Origin of the sequence: Vibrio sp. qd031 (assembly GCF_002100145.1) — a bacterium.
Lineage (GTDB): Bacteria > Pseudomonadota > Gammaproteobacteria > Enterobacterales > Vibrionaceae > Vibrio.
On the sequence record NZ_JXQD01000002.1, the window covers coordinates 240,177 to 260,346 of the forward strand.

Sequence of the window (20,170 nt, forward strand, 5' to 3'; positions counted from 1 at the left end):
GGAAGTATCAGTTTCACATACTGTATAATATGATGATATTTTGCCCAATTAATCTCCGATGATCAAAAACGAAGAAAAGTACTTACTCAATCTCCTCCGCATTATGCCGATCATCAGTTTGATCGCATTTACGGTGATTTTGAATGGTGTGATCATCAAATCTTCTCAGCAAAACTCTCGATCCAGTATAGAGGCGCTGTCAGTTCAGCTTATAAATCAGAACAAAAACGCACTAAAAACCGACATCGATCGCGTAGTCGCTGATATTCGCTTCGATCAGTCCCAAAGTATTGAACGCATGAAACGTCAAATTCAGTTTCGCGTCTATGAAGCATTCAGTATTGTCGAGCGTCTCTATGAAAACAATCAGCATCTACCCCCGGGAGAAGTTAAAAAGCTTATCTTGCAGGCACTGCGTGCGCTCCGCTACGACAATGACTCTGGCTACTACTATATCTTTGACACACAAGGAGAGCTTGTTTTAAGCCCGCTAAGCCCGGAGCTTGAACAAACCAACTTATTGGACCTTCAAGATAAGCAAGGCCAATACATTGTTCGTGACGCCATTGAGTTAGTTTCCCAACAGAATGAAGGGTTTAAAACCTTCAACCAAGTAAACCTCAATAACGCCTCATTTATTGACAGTGCAAAGGTCTCTTATTTAAAAGTATTCGAACCCTATCAATGGATCATCGGGACTGGAAATACCCTTTCCTCCATAGATGCAGAAATACGCCAGCGAACGCTCAATCGACTTGGCCAACTAAGAAGTGATGATAATAACTACCTGTTTGTCCTCAACAGTCATGGGACGATGTTGCTGCATCCAAACACCGACACCATTGGTACTAATCGAATCAATCTTCAGGATGAAAATGGCCATTACTACATCAAATCCATCATAGATACTGCTATCAAAGGTGATGATTTTGTCGAGTATTACTCATCATTTAAGCCTGAGCACATCCTAGAAACGAAGAAAATCAGTTACGTGACTTACATACCTGAATGGGATTGGATTGTAGGGACTGGACTGTATGGTGAAGACTTGCAAGGTATCATTGAAGAGCAGCAGCAACTTCTGGAGCAACAAAATAATCGCAAGCAAGAACGCTTAAGCTCGACCATACTTTTACTTAGTGTCTTTTTGGGTGCATTGTATCTTTATTTTGCGCGTAAAATCCGTCTTAACTTTGAACGCTTTCGATTAAGGATTGATAAAGATTTCAATGCGTTAAACGAGCTAAAAGATCAACTCGCGTACAACGCATCTCATGACAGCTTGACTCAATTACCCAATCGCAAACATTTTCAAGAACAAGTTAACGTCAACATCCGCCACGCCTATAAGCACTCGAGTAAACTCGCCATCATGTTTGTTGATCTCGATGATTTTAAAAACATCAACGATATCTACGGACATGCGGCTGGTGACTCTATGCTTAAGCAGCTGTCCAATTTGTTTGCGACCATTATGTTACCAGGCGATACGGTTGCACGGTTTGGGGGTGACGAGTTTGTATTTTGCTTCGCCAATTTAGAAAATGAACAGGAAGCCTCACAGCGAGCCGCTGCCGTCTTTAACAAAGCGGCTAATACGTCATTTGTTATAGATGGCAAACATCACCACATCTCCATTAGTGGTGGCGTAACCTTATTTCCAGAGCATGGCCGAAGTTTAGAGAAACTTCTTTCGAACTCAGACATGGCACTGTATCGCGCTAAACAAAAAGGCAAGAATACCTTCCATCTATTCTGTTTGGACATTTTAGAAGAGCAAAACTACCAACACAGCTTAGAGCAAGAGTTAAGGCGAGCCATTGCCAGAGATGAAATCTATGTTGAATATCAGCCACAAATTGACTTAGCCACAGGGCAACTGTTTGGCGTCGAAGCCTTAGGAAGGTGGAAAAATCCAGTCTTAGGCCAAGTCCAACCCCCTGTGTTTATTCAAAAAGCAGAAGAGCTAGGCATCATCAACTCTATTGGCGATTACATAGTAGAAACAGCGTGTCGGCAAGTTGCACAGTTTACGAAACAAACAGGCAAACATATTCAGCTTTCGATCAATATCTCACCACAAAGGATCTCTAACCCACTGGTAGTCGATTCGTTGGCTAATCTTGTTGAGCAATCATCAATGCCCTGCTCTAAGGTCACGCTGGAAATTACTGAAAATATACTGATCAAAGATACGCAGCAGGTTCAGCCCATTCTCGACCGATTACGACTGCGAGGGTTTCATATAGCGCTGGACGATTTTGGTACAGGTTATTCATCAATGCGTTACCTGCATACACTACCCATAAATGAGCTTAAAATTGATCGGGCGTTTGTCGAAAAGCTGACCATTGATAGTCAGAGCGAATCGTTGGTACTCGCTATATTGGCGATGAGCCGCTCTTTAGAGCTGCGCGTTGTTGCTGAAGGTATTGAAGAAACACCACAGCACCGATGGCTTGCGCAGCATGCTTGTCAGATTGGCCAAGGCTATCTGTTTGATAAACCCCTATCAATAGAAAAACTGACTGAAAGATATCATTCTGATCAACCGCAGCCACTTCGAGTTGCTCGTAAAATGAACATCGATAATGTCGAGCTTGTTAGTTAACCATTAAGCACATTGGTGAGATTCGCCCAAGATCTTCACGTAATCATCGCCCAGTGTCACGAGCCGCTCTTTTTTCGACTTAGGGAAGCGTTTGACTTTCCACTCAAGCTGCATCGCTGAGCGCTTGTCCATTGCCTGGCTTTGCCAAACTAGTTCAAGCGGTCCTTTGCCCTTTAATGACTTGGCACCTTTACCGAGACAATGCGCTTCAAAACGCTTAGCCACGTTATTAGAAACGCCACAATACAATGCATTGTTGTTGAGTCTAACTAGGTAGCAGTGCCAATCCATGGTTCTGTTTATCCCTCAGATTCTGTTGTACCCAACAGCTGAGCCATCTGTTGCTGCAACTTGTGAACTTGCACCTTCAGATCCGCAACTTCTTCAGATAACTGCTGCAACTCATTGTTGTTGCTTGGATTTACAGGTGCTGATGTTGTCATCGTTGCGAGCTGATCTCTTTCATCGTCGCTTATAAATAGGTGCTGGAATCGAGATTCTCTCTTACCCGGTTCTCTCGGCAGTTGTGACACTAACGGCGGCTCTTGCGTGGCCAGTTTATTAAGCACGGATTCAACTTGCGTAACATTGTCAAACTCATGCATTCGCTGACATCGGCTGCGCAACTCTCCAGGTGTTTGTGCGCCTCTAAGCAATAACACGCACACTACCGCTTTTTCTGCTGCGTTAAACTTTAAATCACCAAACTCGGTATTGCAGAACCTGTGGGTGTATTTCGAAGCACGCGAGTTAAAACTTGATTCATCGGTGACAAGACGTCTATCACCTAGCTGGGCCAAAGTGATAGATAGCTGTTGCGAGCTAATGTTCATTACTGGCTCTCTGCTACTTTTTTGATTACATGCGGCCAAAAGGCTGTTTGCCGTTAAAGGATAATAATCAGGCGTGGTCACTTCTTTTTCCATTAAACATCCGATGACTCTCGCCTCTAGTGCGGACAATGTAATGCTCATATCGATTCCCTTTAATGACTTATGGTTATCATTCTAGAGTATCCCTATCTGAATGAACTCGCTACTTTTTCACATTCTTTCGGCTAAGGAATAATCAACCGCAGTACGACGCTGTTTTGAGTGTGCAAAGAGTAACCAAAAAAAGTCACAGACTCAAAATTATTGATGTGTGTACTATAGTTGATGCTGCGGGTATGCTGTAATGAATAGACCATTACTTTTAAAGGAAAATGTCAAAGATGAATAGCGTATTAGAAATCGTAAGCTTGGCACGTAAAAAGAATAAACTTAAGCGAGAAATTTTAGATAACGAAAAGAAAATTCGTGATAATCGCAAGCGTGTCGACTTGCTGGATAACTTGCTCGATTATGTACACCCAGAAATGACGTACGACGAAATCATGTCTATTGTTAAAAACATGAAATCAGACTACGAAGATCGTGTTGACGATCACATCATCAAAGGCGCGGAAATTTCAAAAACGCGTCGCGATATTTCGCGTAAGATCCGTGACCTGACTCAAGTAGACAAGCAGTCTAAAGGTACAAAATAAGCCCAACTGTTCTCTAACCATCCGGCTTAAAATGTCATCAAGATAGTAAAAAAAAGCGCCTTCAATTGAAGGCGCTTTTCGTTTGTCTCGTCGAACTTACGTCTACTCGTCGTCTAGCGGCTTAAGCTTCGTACTGCCACCATAAGCTTTTTCACGACGGGTTTGGATAACAGCAAAGAAGCCCGGAATAAATACCGTACCCACCATTAACACGCACAAAAGTCCGCCTACAAGCGCAACACCTAGAGAGTTTTGGCTGATATGACCCGCTCCCGATGCGAACACCAAAGGCAATATCCCTAAAATGAACGACCAAGACGTCATGTTCACCGCTCTAAAGCGAAGTACGCCGCCTTTCACAGCAGATTCATCAATAGGCTTCTCTTTATCTTCGCGCTCAATCTTAGCGAACTCGACAATCAAAATCGCGTTTTTCGCCGCCAAGGCAATAAGCAGTACCAACCCTATCTGCGCGTAAAGGTTCAGAGCAATTCCCGCCATGTTGAGTGCCAAGAATGTGCCTAACGTCGCTACCGGAACAACCAAGATAATCGCCACTGGAATACTCCAGCTTTCATACTGGGCAACCATAAACAAGTAGATGAAGATCAGTGCCAGCGCAAACGCATACACCGCTTGACTACCAGCTTGTATTTCCTGATAGGCCATACCCGTCCATTCGTACTGATACCCTTGCGGAAGCAGTTGTTCCGCTACGCGCTCCATGGCTTCAATCGCATCACCACTGGAGTAGCCTGGGGCTGCTTGACCCTGAATGACCGCAGAACGATACATGTTATAACGCCATGCAACATCCGGTTCGAATACTTGCTCGTAACTAACCAGTGTACTTAGCGGCACCATTGCACCATTGCTTGAACGAACATGGAACCTGGTTAAGTCATCTATGCTATTACGATAATCGGCATCCGCCTGCATCGTTACACGGAAACTTTTACCAAATAGAGTAAAATCATTGACGTAGATGGACCCTAAGTTACCTTGCAATGTCTGGAATATCTCACCAAGGCTCACCCCTAATTGTTTGGCTTTATTACGATCAATATCCAAATAGTAGTGAGGTACATTGGCACGGAATGTACTAAATGTGTGAGATATTTCTGGTTGCTGGTTAGCTTCCTGGATCACCTCATTCATTAACATTGCAAGATCGGTGCGGCTTCTGCCTAAGGTATCTTCAAGAACAAATTCAAAGCCGGACGCACTACCCATACCAGGAACGGCAGGTGGACCAAGAGCGAAAACGACCGCTTCAGGGACTTGCATTGCTGCTTTTCCATTAATGCGCTGCGCAATATCAAAGGAGGAGTGGTCGCCGTCTAACGCTAATCGCTCTCCCCAAGGTTTCAACTTGATAAATAACGACGCACCGTTACTCGCGGCCGCTCCGGTTAAGAACGCGTAACCGGTTGCCATTGTCACACCTTCAACGCCGGGCTCAGACTCAACCAGTGCAACTACTTTCTCAGCGGCTGTTTCGGTTCGAGACAACGAGGCAGAATCGGGTAGCTGAACGTTAACCATCAATACGCCTTTATCTTCTTGAGGAACAAACGCGGTTGATGTGTTGTTGGCAAAATAACCCAGTAAAGACACGGCTAATACAAAGCAGCCCACCAATACCGCACTCTTCTTAACTAAGAAGCCTGCCAAGACTCCGTATTTTTGGGTCACTTTGTCCAAAGCGCGGTTAAAGGCACTAAACCATCCCGAGGTATTTTCTTGGCCCTGCTTAAGCACCAACGAACAAAGGGCTGGAGACAAGGTTAAGGCATTAATCGAAGAGATGACAACCGAGATACAGATGGTAAGCGCGAACTGGCGATACATGATGCCGGTAATACCCGGAAGCATGGCAACCGGTATAAATACCGCAAGCAATACCATGGTTGAAGTAATGATTGGCCCCGTCACTTCTTGCATCGCAATAAGTGTTGCTTTGCGAGGGCTGATGCTTGGATCACGCTTCATGATGGTATCAACGTTTTCGATAACCAATATCGCATCATCCACGACGATACCAATTGCCAATATCAATCCAAACAAGGTCACGGTATTAATGGTAAAGCCCGCGGCAAGCATAACCGCAAACGTACCCACTAAGGACACGGGGATCGCCACAACAGGTATCAATGTTGCTCGTACGCTACCAAGGAAAAGATAGGTTACCGCAATAACCAGTAATACAGCTTGTATCAATGTGACCACAACACCTTTTATCGATTCGGCGACAAAAATAGTCGTGTCATAACTGGTCTCATAGGCCAAGTCACTAGGGAAGTTAACACTTAAGCGCTCGAGCATCGCCATGACTTCTTTACCACTTTCTAGCGCATTCGCACCAGACTGAAGTGACAACGTCACTATCGAAGCGTCTTGACCTTTAAATGTACCAGAACCATCGTAGAATTTTTTACCTAGCTCTACACGCGCAACGTCTTTTAAGTACACTGACGACCCATCGCTATTCGACCGTAAAAGAATGTTCTCGAACTCTTCAGAACTTTCTAAACGACCTTTGGTCACAATATTAAATTGTACATCTGTCGCGTCATTATATGGTGCAGCACCCACTTTACCGGCAGCAACCTGAACGTTCTGCTCCGCCAGCGCAGCATACACATCTGATGTGGTCATGTGGAGGCTTGATAATTTATCTGGATTCAACCAAATACGCATTGCAAACTCACCACCACCAAGTACCGTGACTTCACTGATCCCTTTAACACGGGCCAGCTGATCTTTTACGTTTAGGTTAATGTAGTTAATTAAAAACTGATCATTGTACGTCCCTTCCGGTGAATAGAAGTTTAGCACCATAAGGAGATCGGGAGAGCGCTTCTTAACCGTTATCCCTACCGATCTCACTTCTTGAGGAAGTTTTGATTCAATTTGAGATACACGGTTTTGAACATTCACTTGAGCCATGTCAGGGTCGACACCGACATCAAAGGTTACCGACAGATTGTACGAACCATCGTTAGCGCTTTTCGACGACATGTAAATCATGTCCTCTACCCCGTTTACCGAGGTTTCGATTGGATCAGCAATAGCTTCTTCAACAGTTTCAGCACTTGCACCAGCATAAAAGGCCGTAACGCTGACCGATGGTGGACTAATCTGTGGATATTCAGCCACGGGCAACACCATCAAAGAAATCGAACCCGCAAGGGTCAATATGATGGATATGACCAGAGCGAATTTAGGTCTCTGTATAAAAAAACGACTTAGCATTATGCGCCACCCTGCTCACTCATCAGTTGCACAGGCATCCCGTTTCGAACACGTTGCAATCCTTCAACAATCACTTTGTCGGTATCTTTAAGTCCAGTTTGAATAACGATACCTGCATCGATTTGTGGGCCAAGAACGACGTCACGACGCTCGGCAACATTCCCTTCACTAAGCACCATCACAAAATCACCCTGGATGTCTGTTTGCACTGCACGACGAGGAATAGCCACAACATCCACTTCTTCTGTGGTCGCTAGCATTACTTCAACATGTTGACCAGGAAGAAGTGCGTAGTCGGGGTTAGGGAGCTCTGCTCGTATGGCAATGGTACCGGTATCTAGATCGATACGATTACCGACAAAATCCAATTTACCTGCATGGCTGTATTCTTTGCCATTTTCTAATATCAGTGTTACTTCAATCTCGACTTCTTCATTCGATCCGTCACCTGAAGCCTTGTCCACGCCCATCGCCAGACGCTCTCGTTCACTAATTTGAAATGCAGCTTGAATGGGATCGAGACTGACCAACGTCGTAAGTACGCCTGACGAAGGAGAAACTAGATCTCCCATACTCACTTTGGTGCTGTTTGTTCGGCCTTTGAATGGCGCGACAATTTTAGTGCGTGACAAGTCGACTTGTGCTGAAATTAGGTTTGCTTCAGCCGACTTAACCTGTGCCTCTGCACTCAGTTTATTGGCAAAGCGCGTGTCATATTCGGACTGAGAAATATTCCCTTTCGGTAAAAGATTCTCTGCTCGCTCAAAGTCTGAGTTCGCTTTTTTCAATTGAGCTTCAGCTTGTGCAACAGCGGCATTAGCGCTTGCCACATGTGCTGCGTAGGTAGAATCATCAATCTGGTACAATACATGCCCTTGCTCAACGATCTGTCCTTCACGAAAATCTCTAGATTCTAAATAACCGGTTACTTGAGAAGTAATGGCAGCGTCTTCCATCGCTTCGATTCGACCCACATACGTTTTGCTAGGATAGAAAGCGGTAGACGTCACTTGCTCGGCTTTTACTACAGGTAACATTTGAGGTACAGCAGCTTTCTTTTCGCCACAACCAAGGAGAGCAACCGTCACAAATAACGGCAAAAATATACGTTTTTTCATCATGTTTCCATTCACTACAATTCAGAATAGAGTTGCCTTGATAGTCTGTCTAAAAAGGATAGCTCAGGCTACGATATTAATCGGTTAATATGTCCGAGTATTATCAACTTGTTGTCCTAAGTGTAACAAAACACCCACCACGCGAATATTAAGTGTTTGCTATTTCTAATTTTGACATGTTTTGGCTATTCTTCACTCAAATTGTTGAGGATACTTGTCCATTCACTGAGTTCGTCTTTAAAGTGCTGTTGCTGTTTGACTGTGGAGAGGTGTGCGAGTCTAAGCAGGTATTCACGGTTCAAAACACGGGATTGTTCCAATTTGTCGTCCAATTCGACGCTATAGAAACTGTCTGGCTCGGTCAACATCGCCATCATTTGGTTTTGATAGCTGATCAGATCGTAACGACGAGCAAACATCGTTTTCATTTTATCTCCCATAGACACTCTATGGCGATGCCACAAAGGACGCGTGTCAATGCGGTTCATTGCCCACTCCTCGAGGATTAAAAGCTGCTGCTCATTGACCGAGCCAAACCATCGTTCGACGGATTCGGTCATGGTTTCAAGGCTATCTTCAAAACGCTGCTGCGCGTCTTTCGCTGCATAGTCTTTTTGTCGCTCTTCTCCTTTTTGCTCGTAGTTATCTAAAAACTCGGACAGCTGCTCATCTGACGCAAGTTGACTGAGCGCATATATATCTGGAGCAACACGTTGAGCTAAACGGTAGATGTGGTTGGTCATTTGGTCGGCATGGTATATAAGGTCTTCATCAGTAAGCGAGGGTAACGACAGTGTGGAGAGCTCTTCTATTTGAGCGATGTATTGACTCAACTCATTTTTTTGGTGCCAATCAATGAGCTTTTTTAATTGCAGCTTAACGATTTTTTGTTGTTCACGATCTAGTGATACATAATCGTCTATGTATTCGACAATGAACCAGTCTAGATTACGGTATAACAGCTTTGTCGCACAGCCCGTCAAGGCTAATGCCAATAGTGCTACCCATATCCAGCGCCACTTTATTACTGAGTCCATTCAATACGTTCCCTTCATTCACTAACCAAGACAGTTATACGTTAGAGTAGCTCCTGAGATCAGTAGCGGGCAAGCATTTAGACGATTTAACCTAGTAAGTGACTTTAACAAATTAAATGATGGTTATCATTTGGACTACAATAATCGTTCTTGTGACCGAACAAACTCGATGGTTATGACGTTTGCGTTGGCTGTATAGGTGACATCCGATCGGTATTCGATTCCATTCTGTAATGCCTGTTTCACCCATTTAATGGTTTTGGGTTTCTGCCTAAACCGCTGGTCATTGAGCAAAAAATAAGCATCGCGATTCACTTGTTCAACATCCATTAACGACAGCGATTTGGCCACATCTAAATGGTGCTCTTCGACAAAAATGTGTGCGATCTGAAAGCCATCTCGTCGCAGCGCAAGTTGTAAATTGTTGGCACTGGTAATATCGAACTTAGTGGTTAGCACCATTTTAGCTGCCTCACCTTCGATCACTTTAATCTCAGCTTCAACACGCGTTTCGTAATATTTTGCGTGACTGGCACAAAAGTCTTCCAACTCTTCTTCCAAGCTGCAATCAAACAGATCGCTCTGGACATCCAACTCACTCGCGGGCCAGCCCTTATCTGCGGGTTGTGTAAACGGAATCAACCATGGCGCAGTATTTCCAAAAGCCATTAATGGTAGCCATAGAATAAGCGCTACAAACACTCGCATAAAACCAGTCCGAATCGATGAAAAAATCTATTATAGCGGCATAAAAAAAAACGGGTACCTGAAAAAGTAGGTACCCGTACAACATAATAGAGTAGCCCAAAAGGGGAACTCTGCAGCAACTGCAGTATCTCAGAAAACCGTAAAACTAACAATATGGTGTTCTGTTAATTTCACGATTTTGCCAAATAGTGAGATATGACACTGTTTCGTTGTCTTTTTGTACAGATTTTCTTCAAACTTAATATTATGTTTTATTGCAACAGAAACCTCACCAGCACTGAGGCCGCGATTAAGGAATAACCCGGTTTTAACCGTAAACTTAGTGTCCGATGTTCCATATATGCACGTTGTGCTCGGAGCTAACAAAGAAGTTATATATCTTCGCCTCTGTTGTACTCGTAAAATTACAATTATTCGGTATTATTAATTATTCGTTACATCCATGAGAAGAATTTGTTTGAATAAGTGTATTTTAGTCATTGAAGACAGCAAGGCTTTTCGCTCATTCTTGGAGCGCGAGTTTCGCCGGTTAGGGTTTGACGTGGTCACCGCGGCATCACTCGAAGAAACCACTGAGATCTTCGAGTTCCAACAAGACTTCTTTTGTGTCGTCTCAGATTACTGCCTACCAGACGCCCCCTTTGGTGAGGCCATCGACTTTGCAATTTCAAAGCAACAACGAGTGATCGTCATAACGGGTAATTTTGATAAAGACATTAGGGCGTCGTTTATTGAAAAACAGATCCTAGACTACATCCTAAAAGACAGCATCAGCTCAATAAAATACGCGGTTAAGTTGGTCGAACGACTACTAAAGAACCAACATCACCACGCCTTGATCGTCGATGACTCCAGTGCTATTCGTCACTATATTGCAGGTCTGCTTGAGCACCAATACATTACGACGACGCAAGCAAAAGATGGCCAAGATGGTTTGAAGAAACTGGCGCTTCATTCCGACATTACATTTATTATTACTGATCACAATATGCCGATCAAAGATGGCATCGCAATGATTAAGTCCATTCGCTCAAATACTGCTAATGATACAACACCGATTCTTGGGCTGTCGGGAAGTGATGACCCTACCCTAACCGCTCAATTTTTGAAGGCTGGTGCCAACGACTTCTTAAATAAGCCGTTTAATCAGGAAGAGTTTTATTGTCGTGTACATCAAACCCTCAACCTTAAAGAGTCGGCACAAGAGCTATATAACTTGGCCAATCAAGACCCGTTGACCGGTCTTTGGAATCGTCGTTACCTTTTTGATAACGTTCGTTGCACCTCGGATGACAATATCGCTATGATGGACATCGATTTTTTTAAGAAGGTCAACGATACCTATGGCCATGACGGTGGTGATGCTGTGCTCATTGCTGTTGCAGAAGTTTTAGCAGAGAGCTTACCAAATTCAACCGTTGTTCGCTTTGGTGGTGAAGAGTTTTGTGTGTACGATCAGGCCGACTCAGACAGCTTTTACACAGCGCTGGAGATAGCTCGACAAAAAATAGAGACGCTCACGGTTCACCATAATGGTCAATCTATATCGGTCACTATAAGTATTGGCGTATCTAATCTTGGCGATCAATTAGAAAGCAAAATTTTGGCCGCAGACAAATTACTGTATCAATCCAAAGACAATGGTCGTAACCAGATCTCCTGCTAACCGTTGATGAATATATCTGGCCTCCTAAAGTCCTTTGTTCTGATATAAAAAAGGCCCTATCCATATGATACATTACCTTTATTTTTGGCTCAGTTAACGGTGAAAGCCTCACCACGGTATTGTACATTTCACAAAAATGATCTTCATCAACATCGTGATCCTGCGCCATTGTGCGCTCAAGCTATAATCAGTTTTTGGGCGCTAACGTATGAGAAATTGAACCAAATAAAACACCAAACGAAAAACAACCTACGTTGCTTACCTAAGCAAAAACAGCAGCGCATAGGCCATTGATTTATAGTGGCTTTATTCGATTCGCGGCGCTTGTTGCGAGTGGTGCTAGACGCTAACAGGGCTAACGGCGGTAATACAGTGAAATCCGATGCCCATCGCTATGTTGAACTTTAAATGGGATCTCATAGATTTCACTTAATACTGACTCCTGAATCACTTCATCAACCGTGCCGCTTTTGATCACTTCCCCCTGTTTCATCGCCACTATGTTGTCTGAGTAACAAGACGCAAAATTAATATCGTGTATCACTATGACTACCGCCTTGTTATGTTTTTCGGCCAGTTTTTTTAGGGTTGCCATAATGTCGACCGAATGCTTAATGTCGAGATTGTTAAGCGGCTCATCAAGGAAAATGTAGTCGGTATCTTGTGCGACAACCATCGCAATAAACGCCATTTGACGCTGGCCACCTGACAACTGGTCTATATACCGTTCTTGCAAATGTTCAATATCGAGATGATACAGTGCTCGGTCAATAATTTGGTTATCGTATTCGGTGAGACGACCCTGAGTATAGGGAAAGCGCCCAAATGCGACTAACTCGCGAACCGTAAAGCGCATGTTGATATTGTTTGACTGGCGAAGTACTGACAATCGTTTTGCCAATTCGGCACTGTCCCAGTGCTCGAGAGGTTTATCGCCAATCAGCACTTGTCCTGCATCGCTATCAGTCAATCGACTCGCCATTGACAGTAATGTGCTCTTCCCTGCACCATTTGGCCCGATAATGCTGGTCAATTTTCCTTGTGGAAAAAGCGCATCGGCATCCTTTACCACAAACTTATCATTGTATTTTTTGCTTAAGCTACGAATTTTAATCACTTGGGCAGACCTTTAATCGAATTTATGTTTCATCAGTAGATATAGGAAATAACCACCGCCAAGGAAGTTGATGATCACGCTAAGAGTGGTCGAGAAGTCAAATAAGTTCTCAACTGCCCACTGCCCTCCCGCTAGCAGCACCACTGACATCGCCGCACAAGCTAATAGCAAAAATCGGTGTTGGAAGCGTGCAAATATCTGACGCGTTAACGCGACGACAATAAGTCCAAAAAACAGCACTGGACCAATCAATGCCGTCGACATTGAGACCATCAAAGTAATAATGAACATCACCTGCATAGTGAGCTTGTGTGTGTCGACACCTAAGCTTTTTGCGTTTTCTTGCCCTAACCACATGACGTCGAGCTTATTGGCTAGCCTAAAAAGTGCAGCAAAGCACATCAGCATAGGCAACGTACACCAATACACCAGCTCAGAATTAATGTTGTTGAAACTGGCGAACATTGATCCCTGAATATAAGTGAACTCGTCAGGATCAATGACCATAGTGAAAAATCCAGTCACGCTGCTAAACAAACTGCTTAAAACCACACCAATGAGAAGCAGCGTAAATATGTTGCGCTGCCGGCCTCGAAAGTAAAAATGGAACAAGGTCATGGCACACGCAATCATGACTGCCGTCGACAATACAAAATTGATTTTACTGTCAATGACCAACACACTAAAACCACCAAACGTCGCAACCAAAATCACTTGAATCATCACGTAGAGCGAATCAAACCCGAGAATTGACGGGGTAAGAATTCGATTAGCGGTAATGGTTTGAAAAACTAACGACGATGACGCAATAGCGATGGCCGCCAACACAATCGCTAATACCTTAGGGATCCGACGTGACAGAAAAAATTGGTAGTTATCGACAGTGAGCCCTTTGCCTATAAACAGTGCGCATATCATTAGCGCAATGACAGAAAAGGCAAAAAGTAATAAATTATCTCTGCTGACATTTTTCGTTTTTAGCGGTCGCGGGAGCGTTAAACTAAGCATTCGACTTATCTCGCAAAATTAAAGTAATAAACACCGCACCGCCTAAGATACTAATAATCATCGAAATGGGGACTTCATAGGGGAAAATGATCAAACGGCCAAGGATGTCGCACAGCAGTACCAGAATAACTCCGGTATAGGCAGTCCAAGGAAGATTGCGGCGCATATTGTCACCTAAAAACAGTGAGACAATATTAGGCACTATTAGGCCAAGAAAAGGGATCATGCCTACAATCATCACCACTGACGAAGACAATATCGCTACCAGAATGACGCCAATCATGACAATACGTTGGTAATTAAGACCGATGTTTTTAGCAAAGGCCTCACCGACACTAGCTGCGCTAAATTTATTGGCGTAGCCATAAGCGAGAATGGATACTGGTAAAGCGATGTATAGAAACTCGTAGTTACCTCGAAGCACCGACGCAAAATTCGCGACTGTCCACGATCCAAGTGCCTGAACAAGATCATACTTGTAAGCAATAAAGGTCGTCATAGCCGATACAACATTGCCGTACATAATGCCAATCAGCGGCACCATCACCGTATTCTTGAATTTTAATCTTTGAAGAAATCGAACAAAAACCACGGTACCAAACACAGAAAAACCAAAAATGGTGATCAGGTGCACCCACCCCCCCATGTCCGCAAACAAAATAAGCGCCATCATATAGCCAAACATCGCCCAGTCGATGGTGCCAGTGGTTGAAGGCGCAGCAAAACGGTTCTGCACGATCTGTTGCATGATCAGTCCTGCAATACTCAGCCCAGCTCCCGCCAATACAATGGCGAGCAATCTTGGTAAGCGGCTAGTAAACAATATGGTCGTCGCGTGGCTTTCACCTGATAGCAGATCAGAAATAGTAAAGTTAGCAACGCCTACTGAAAGCGATGTCGCGGCTAAAAGTATCAGGACAAAAAAAGCAATAAAATGTGCAGGTTTCATAGTCGTTATAAAGTAGAAAACCTGATGTGCTTACTCCAAAACGTTGGTCTAGGAAATAAGCGCATCAGGCTATTTGAATAATAATTCCGCTAGCGGATGGCGCGATTTAGATCGTCAATCATCACTTGTGTCGATTGGTATCCACCGGCAGACAAGTACCACGCTGCGCCATCTAGATACACAACGTGGTCATTTTTAGCGGCTGGTGTTGACTCTACCAACTGATTCGCAAACAACTCTTTTGCGTTGCCAGTTGCGTTGCCAATCGCTTGGTCACGATCAAGAATTAAAAGGACGTCCGGTTTTGCATCGGCAATGTACTCAAACGAAATCAAATCTCCATGTGTATTTGATTCCACATCAACATTAACCGAGGTCGACACTTCAAACCCAGCTTCGTGATACACGAATGAGAAACGGCTTACTGGTGCGAATGAGGTAATATTGCCACCGTTGCTCATCACTGTTAGCGCTTTTTTAGACACTAGACTGTTAGTATCATTTAAAGCGTCAATTTGCTGTTGAATATCAGCAATCAACGCGTCACCTTTAGCTTGCTGATCAAAGATTTCACTCAAATTGGTCCAGTGCTGTTGCGTCGTTTCCCAATAGTTAGTGGTATCAATACGATACATATAAACAGGGGCAATCGCCTTGAGATCGTCGTAGATCGTCGCCATGCGACCTTCGGCAATGATTAAATCGGGTTTCAATGTAAATAACGTTTCGTAATTCACTTCTTGCATGCTGCCGCTATTGGTATAAGCCTCTGTATCAAACTTTTTAAGGTTTTCAGGTAATAGCGCTTTAGGCATTGCTATTGGGTCAACACCCAATGCGTCGACAAAGTCTAGGCTGCCGTAACCAAGTACGACAACCCGTTGTGGCACCCCGTCAATATCGACCGTACCCATACTGTGTTGGTAGGTTTTCGCCAAAACGGGTGAAGTACTCACCGCAACTAGTGTTGCGCCAAGCAGCAGCTTAAGACTATTTTTGCGTAGCATTATCGGATCCATGTGATTGGTTATTTTGATCTAGATCAAAATAAGAATAGTTATTAATTGCATTTACACTATCATGCAGCCAATATGCGTCAACAGCACTTTTGACATAGTGAATATTCACAAAATGAATTTAGGCCAAATCGATCTCAATCTGCTGATCGTTTTAAAACAACTGCTTGAAGAAAAGCATGTCTCTAACACCGCACTTGCGCTCGGTATGAGCCAACCAACAGTGAGTCGTTCACTGCAAAAACTTCGTGCCGTGTTTAATGATGAGCTGCTGGTTAAATCTACCTACGGCTATGAATTGACACCAAAAGCTGAGTCTATCAAGCAAGATCTAAACTCTGTGCTCACAGGGCTTGAAAAGTTGGTTCACGGTGATGCGTTTACTCCAGCCGAAAGTGATAGCACTGTACGCTTTTTTGGTTTGGTGCCTCAAATAGCGCACCTTATGCCTGCTGTAATGAGTCATATTCGCCAACAAGCACCCAATATGGTGGTCGACATTGACTCTATCCCTAAACGCCCATTCGAGCCCCTATTAAACGGTGACGTCCATTTTGTGCTCGCGACACAAGAGCCAACGGCGTCAGAGCAAAACCTGTATAGAATGCTGGTAACAAGCAGAGATTATCGACTGCTAATGCGTAACGATCACCCTCTGGCAAACAAAGAAATTACTGTTGACGATATGCTTAATGCACACTTTGGGCAGATCTCAATACAGGGAGACAAACGACTGTCTATTGAGTCACGCTTTGTCGAACTCGGGCTACTTAGTAAAGAACGTAAGCTAAGCGTTCCCGTGCAGTTGTCAAATTTTAACGTGGCTCCCGACATTGCCGAAACCACAGACATAATCTTCCATCTTCCTACACCTTTTGCGACAAAAGCCTGTCATCATAGAGACCTAGTTTGCAAACGCGTCCCAGCGCCTTTGCGCCACCCAGAAAGAGATGTTCACCTTTACTGGCACAAGCGCTTTCACAATGATCCTATGTGTCGCTGGATACGCGATGTCTTTAAGGGCCTCTATCCACAACAACCTGCTCGTTAATTCACAGGAACAATCACCCATATTTCATAACATAAATACATAATCGGTTACGTATTCATTAATTGAATAGCAATGATGCCAAATGAGAATGAAACTCAGCTTGAACTACCCTGTCGTTAGCTATCTAATGCAAACCATTCTCATTAACATTCACATTAAGAATACCGATATGCTAGGGACTCCCACCTTCACTCGTAAACCGCTTGTTACCGCTGTTGCGGTAATTTGCTCATCTGCAATCTTTCACGTTCAAGCAGATTCCGCTCACATTAACACTGATGAGCAAATGGTTGTCACCGCGACTCGTACTGAACTAACACTCAAAGAAGCCCCAGCTTCAATGTCTGTTATCACTGCGCAAGAGATCGAAAACAGCCCAGGCATTACCGTTGCGGATATCGTGGCCCAAGCCACCAGTGTTGAATCAAATTTAGACAGTACACGCGCAGGTCGCCAAACGATCTCTATCCGTGGTATGGATTCGGATTACACCCTTGTTATGGTGAATGGTCGCCGTCTTAGCTCGGCAAGCGCCATCATTCGCGGCAATGATTTTGACCTCAATACTATCCCTGCAGACTCTATAGAGCGCGTTGAGATCATTCGCGGTCCAATGTCAGCGTTGTATGGCTCTGATGGCATGGGTGGTACGATTAATATCATTACCAAAGCGCCAACTAATGAGTGGCGTTCATCCCTAAGTACAGACATTGCCACACCTAACGACGGTAATGGTGGTCAACAACACTCCGTAGGTCTTACTACCTCTGGAGCTCTGTTTGAAGATGAACTGTTTGCGCGCTTTTCTGTTAACCAAACCAGTCGTGATGCATGGCAGCCCTACACAGGGGAACACCCTAATGGTCATGAACGAGACGATGTTACAGCCCTTGAAGGTCGTGACTCGATCAGCCTTTTTGGTACTCTAAGTTGGCAAGCCGCTGAAAACCAAACTCTGGATCTTGACCTTGGTTACAGCGATGACCAACGTGACAGTGCAGCAGAGTTTGCCACAGGCGTAAACTACTCAAATTCTAAAGTTAAGCGAAACAGTCAAGCTCTTACTCATAGTGGGTTTTGGGCATGGGGTGATACACAAGTACGGTATTCACGTGAAAACGTCGTCGATAAGAACGCCGCAGATCTTGGTAGCTCGTCTCGTGACATCGAAGAGTTAACCCAAATTTTTGAAGCATCTGCCACCACATATTTAGGCGACAGCCATACATTAACCTTTGGCGTTGATTACCAGTACAGTGAGTTGGATAACCACGAAAACTTGGTGAATGGCACCTCCTCTGCTTATCAAGGAGCCATTTTTGTTCAAGACCAGTGGGTAATGACCGATAAGCTTACTGCAACACTTGGCGGCCGATTGGATAAGCACGAACAGTATGGTGAAGCGTTCAGCCCAAGGGTATATTTGGTTCACCAAACCACTAATGATCTGGTGATCAAAGGCGGTGTTGGTAAAGCGTTTAAAGCGCCAACACTTACCCAAAACCAACCAGACTACGTTGTGGCAAGTTGTAAAGGTGGTTGTGACCTCGTAGGCAACCCTGACCTGAAACCTGAAACAAGTTGGAACTATGAATTAGCTGCGCTCTATTCTCAACCTCGTTGGAATATTGAAGGTGCTCTGTTCCGTAACGAAGTTCAAGATCTGATTGAACGCAGTGATGGATACTGCCCAATGGGTGGTGACTGGAACGAAAGCGCTCGCCAGTGTGAAGACTCAAGTGGTAACCCAACCGGTGGCCATGGTGAGAAAACCTACATAAACGTTTCGGAAGCGATTATTCAAGGTGTAGAGCTTACGGGTAAATTCCAAATTTCTCAGCAGTGGGACCTGTCTGGTAACTATACCTACCTAGATACTGAAGACAAATCCACCGGTGAAGAGCTTCTAGAACGCTATAAGCATTCAGGCCTAATGAAGCTAAATTGGAATCCAACCTACGACTTGAACACCTTTGTCAGTGCCCGATACCGTGGCGAGCGTAAGATCGATAGTGATATCACGCAAGACCCTTACACCACGTTAGACATCGGCACCGTGTATTACGTCAGTGACGATGTACGTATTCGCGCTGGGATCACCAACGTCACCGACGAATCCGTTTCATCAAAGCTTGAATACCTTGGCTACGTTGAAGCGCCTCGTACCTACTATGTCGGTATGACTGCGGACTTCTAAACGCACGAATTCTTATCGCCCACTCAATGAATATTATGTGGGCTTTTATCGTTTAACTCTGGGGTAGTAACAACCCCAAAACAAGACAGAGACTTATGTTTAAGACGCCTTTATCAGTGAACTTACGGATTGCGTTGAGCTTATTAATTGCATTTCCTACAGCCAGCAGCGCTTCGGATCTCGATGAAGCTAAATTCGTTCAGAGTAAAACCAATACCGCAGCGGCGACCAGCCAGCAACGTATTGATACTAGTGCTCAGCGAGCTATTCAACTCAGCGCCGAGATTGAGCTGCTTCAACAAGAAGTCGATAACTTGCAGGTTTATCAAGGTTATTTAAACGCGCTGGTACAAAGCCAGACTCTAGAGATGGCAAACCTTGAAGGACAATTAGACCAAATTAATGCCACTCGACAAGGCGTGGTTCCTTTAATGTATAAAATGATTGCAGCTCTTAAGCAGCACCTTGAGCAAGATATTCCACTTAACCCCACTGCGCGTCAACAGCGCATTGCCAGACTGGAAAACATGATGCCGCGCGCCGACATCAGTGACGCAGAAAAGTATCGCCGTATATTAGAAGCGTACCAAATCGAGCTTGAGTATGGCGTAAAGTTGGGCCTGTATCAGGGACAAATCCTCACGGGCGACCAGCAACTTGAAGTCGATGTTTTGCACCTTGGACGACTTTCATTAGTTGCACGGAGTCTTAATGGGCAGAACTACTGGTCCTGGGATACCAATAACAAGGAGTGGCAACCTCTCGATCTCTCAATGAAAACTGAAATCGACAAGGCTTACAGCATTGCGTCGCAGCAAATAGCGCCGAGCATGATTACTCTTCCATTGTCCCTGTCCCTGGTGTCGAACTCCAAGATGGTATCAAATACAGAGCAGGGCCAATAACATG

The 20,170-nt window shown here is 44.3% G+C and carries 16 protein-coding genes; 6 read left to right on the forward strand and 10 right to left on the reverse strand.

Features of this window, described 5'->3' with window-relative positions; genetic code table 11:
- Window positions 1-58 precede the first annotated feature (58 nt).
- Window positions 59-2,611, forward strand: a complete 2,553-nt coding sequence (locus ST37_RS02145; RefSeq protein WP_084883291.1) for a cache domain-containing protein — start codon at window positions 59-61, stop codon at window positions 2,609-2,611.
- Between the two features lie 3 nt (window positions 2,612-2,614).
- On the opposite strand, the gene ST37_RS02150 is transcribed toward ST37_RS02145, so the two are convergent.
- Together ST37_RS02150 and ST37_RS02155 are read right to left on the reverse strand one after the other, a co-directional pair.
- A complete protein-coding gene (locus ST37_RS02150; RefSeq protein ID WP_084883293.1) occupies window positions 2,615-2,902 on the reverse strand; it encodes a GIY-YIG nuclease family protein in 288 nt (95 codons plus the stop codon).
- Between the two features lie 8 nt (window positions 2,903-2,910).
- Window positions 2,911-3,585, reverse strand: a complete 675-nt coding sequence (locus tag ST37_RS02155; RefSeq protein WP_084883296.1) for a DUF480 domain-containing protein — start codon at window positions 3,583-3,585, stop codon at window positions 2,911-2,913.
- A 239-nt stretch (window positions 3,586-3,824) separates the two neighbouring features.
- Between ST37_RS02155 and ST37_RS02160 the strand changes: the two genes are divergently transcribed.
- A complete protein-coding gene (locus ST37_RS02160; protein ID WP_084883299.1) occupies window positions 3,825-4,139 on the forward strand; it encodes a DUF496 family protein in 315 nt (104 codons plus the stop codon).
- Between the two features lie 102 nt (window positions 4,140-4,241).
- Here the strand turns inward: ST37_RS02160 and ST37_RS02165 are convergent, their stop codons facing one another.
- The 4 genes from ST37_RS02165 to ST37_RS02180 form a co-directional block, all read right to left on the reverse strand.
- Window positions 4,242-7,394 carry a multidrug efflux RND transporter permease subunit gene (locus ST37_RS02165; protein ID WP_084883302.1) on the reverse strand — a complete coding sequence of 1,051 codons (3,153 nt, stop codon included), beginning with the start codon at window positions 7,392-7,394 and terminating at the stop codon, window positions 4,242-4,244.
- Window positions 7,394-8,515, reverse strand: a complete 1,122-nt coding sequence (locus ST37_RS02170; RefSeq protein WP_084883304.1) for an efflux RND transporter periplasmic adaptor subunit — start codon at window positions 8,513-8,515, stop codon at window positions 7,394-7,396. The genes ST37_RS02165 and ST37_RS02170 overlap by 1 nt, the downstream gene beginning before the upstream one ends.
- A 182-nt stretch (window positions 8,516-8,697) precedes the next feature.
- Complete coding sequence (locus ST37_RS02175; protein ID WP_084883307.1) at window positions 8,698-9,549, reverse strand: DUF6279 family lipoprotein; 852 nt, start codon at window positions 9,547-9,549, stop codon at window positions 8,698-8,700.
- Between the two features lie 135 nt (window positions 9,550-9,684).
- The gene (locus ST37_RS02180) at window positions 9,685-10,257 is read right to left on the reverse strand and encodes a hypothetical protein (protein WP_084883310.1); all 573 of its coding nucleotides are present in this window, start codon (window positions 10,255-10,257) and stop codon (window positions 9,685-9,687) included.
- Between the two features lie 457 nt (window positions 10,258-10,714).
- On the opposite strand from ST37_RS02180, the gene ST37_RS02185 reads away from it, so the two are divergent.
- Window positions 10,715-11,923 (forward strand): diguanylate cyclase, encoded by a 1,209-nt coding sequence (locus tag ST37_RS02185; protein WP_084883312.1) that lies wholly within the window; start codon window positions 10,715-10,717, stop codon window positions 11,921-11,923.
- A 355-nt stretch (window positions 11,924-12,278) separates the two neighbouring features.
- Here the strand turns inward: ST37_RS02185 and ST37_RS02190 are convergent, their stop codons facing one another.
- From ST37_RS02190 to ST37_RS02205, 4 genes are all read right to left on the reverse strand, one after another.
- On the reverse strand, window positions 12,279-13,040 hold the full coding sequence (locus ST37_RS02190) for an ATP-binding cassette domain-containing protein (protein ID WP_084883314.1): 762 nt from the start codon (window positions 13,038-13,040) through the stop codon (window positions 12,279-12,281).
- A gap of 12 nt (window positions 13,041-13,052) precedes the next feature.
- A complete protein-coding gene (locus tag ST37_RS02195) occupies window positions 13,053-13,958 on the reverse strand; it encodes an iron chelate uptake ABC transporter family permease subunit (RefSeq protein ID WP_242426195.1) in 906 nt (301 codons plus the stop codon).
- An 82-nt stretch (window positions 13,959-14,040) separates the two neighbouring features.
- Window positions 14,041-14,997 (reverse strand): iron chelate uptake ABC transporter family permease subunit, encoded by a 957-nt coding sequence (locus tag ST37_RS02200; RefSeq protein ID WP_084883320.1) that lies wholly within the window; start codon window positions 14,995-14,997, stop codon window positions 14,041-14,043.
- An 89-nt stretch (window positions 14,998-15,086) separates the two neighbouring features.
- Entirely contained in the window at window positions 15,087-16,004 is a 918-nt protein-coding gene (locus ST37_RS02205) for a siderophore ABC transporter substrate-binding protein (RefSeq protein ID WP_084883323.1), read from the reverse strand.
- A gap of 124 nt (window positions 16,005-16,128) precedes the next feature.
- Here ST37_RS02205 and ST37_RS02210 point away from each other — a divergent pair, with 124 nt between their 5' ends.
- From ST37_RS02210 to ST37_RS02220, 3 genes are all read left to right on the forward strand, one after another.
- Window positions 16,129-17,064, forward strand: a complete 936-nt coding sequence (locus ST37_RS02210; RefSeq protein WP_084883478.1) for a LysR family transcriptional regulator — start codon at window positions 16,129-16,131, stop codon at window positions 17,062-17,064.
- Between the two features lie 169 nt (window positions 17,065-17,233).
- A complete protein-coding gene (locus tag ST37_RS02215) occupies window positions 17,234-19,261 on the forward strand; it encodes a TonB-dependent receptor (RefSeq protein ID WP_084883480.1) in 2,028 nt (675 codons plus the stop codon).
- 95 nt (window positions 19,262-19,356) lie between these two features.
- Window positions 19,357-20,166 carry a DUF3450 domain-containing protein gene (locus tag ST37_RS02220; protein WP_084883327.1) on the forward strand — a complete coding sequence of 270 codons (810 nt, stop codon included), beginning with the start codon at window positions 19,357-19,359 and terminating at the stop codon, window positions 20,164-20,166.
- Window positions 20,167-20,170 lie beyond the last annotated feature (4 nt).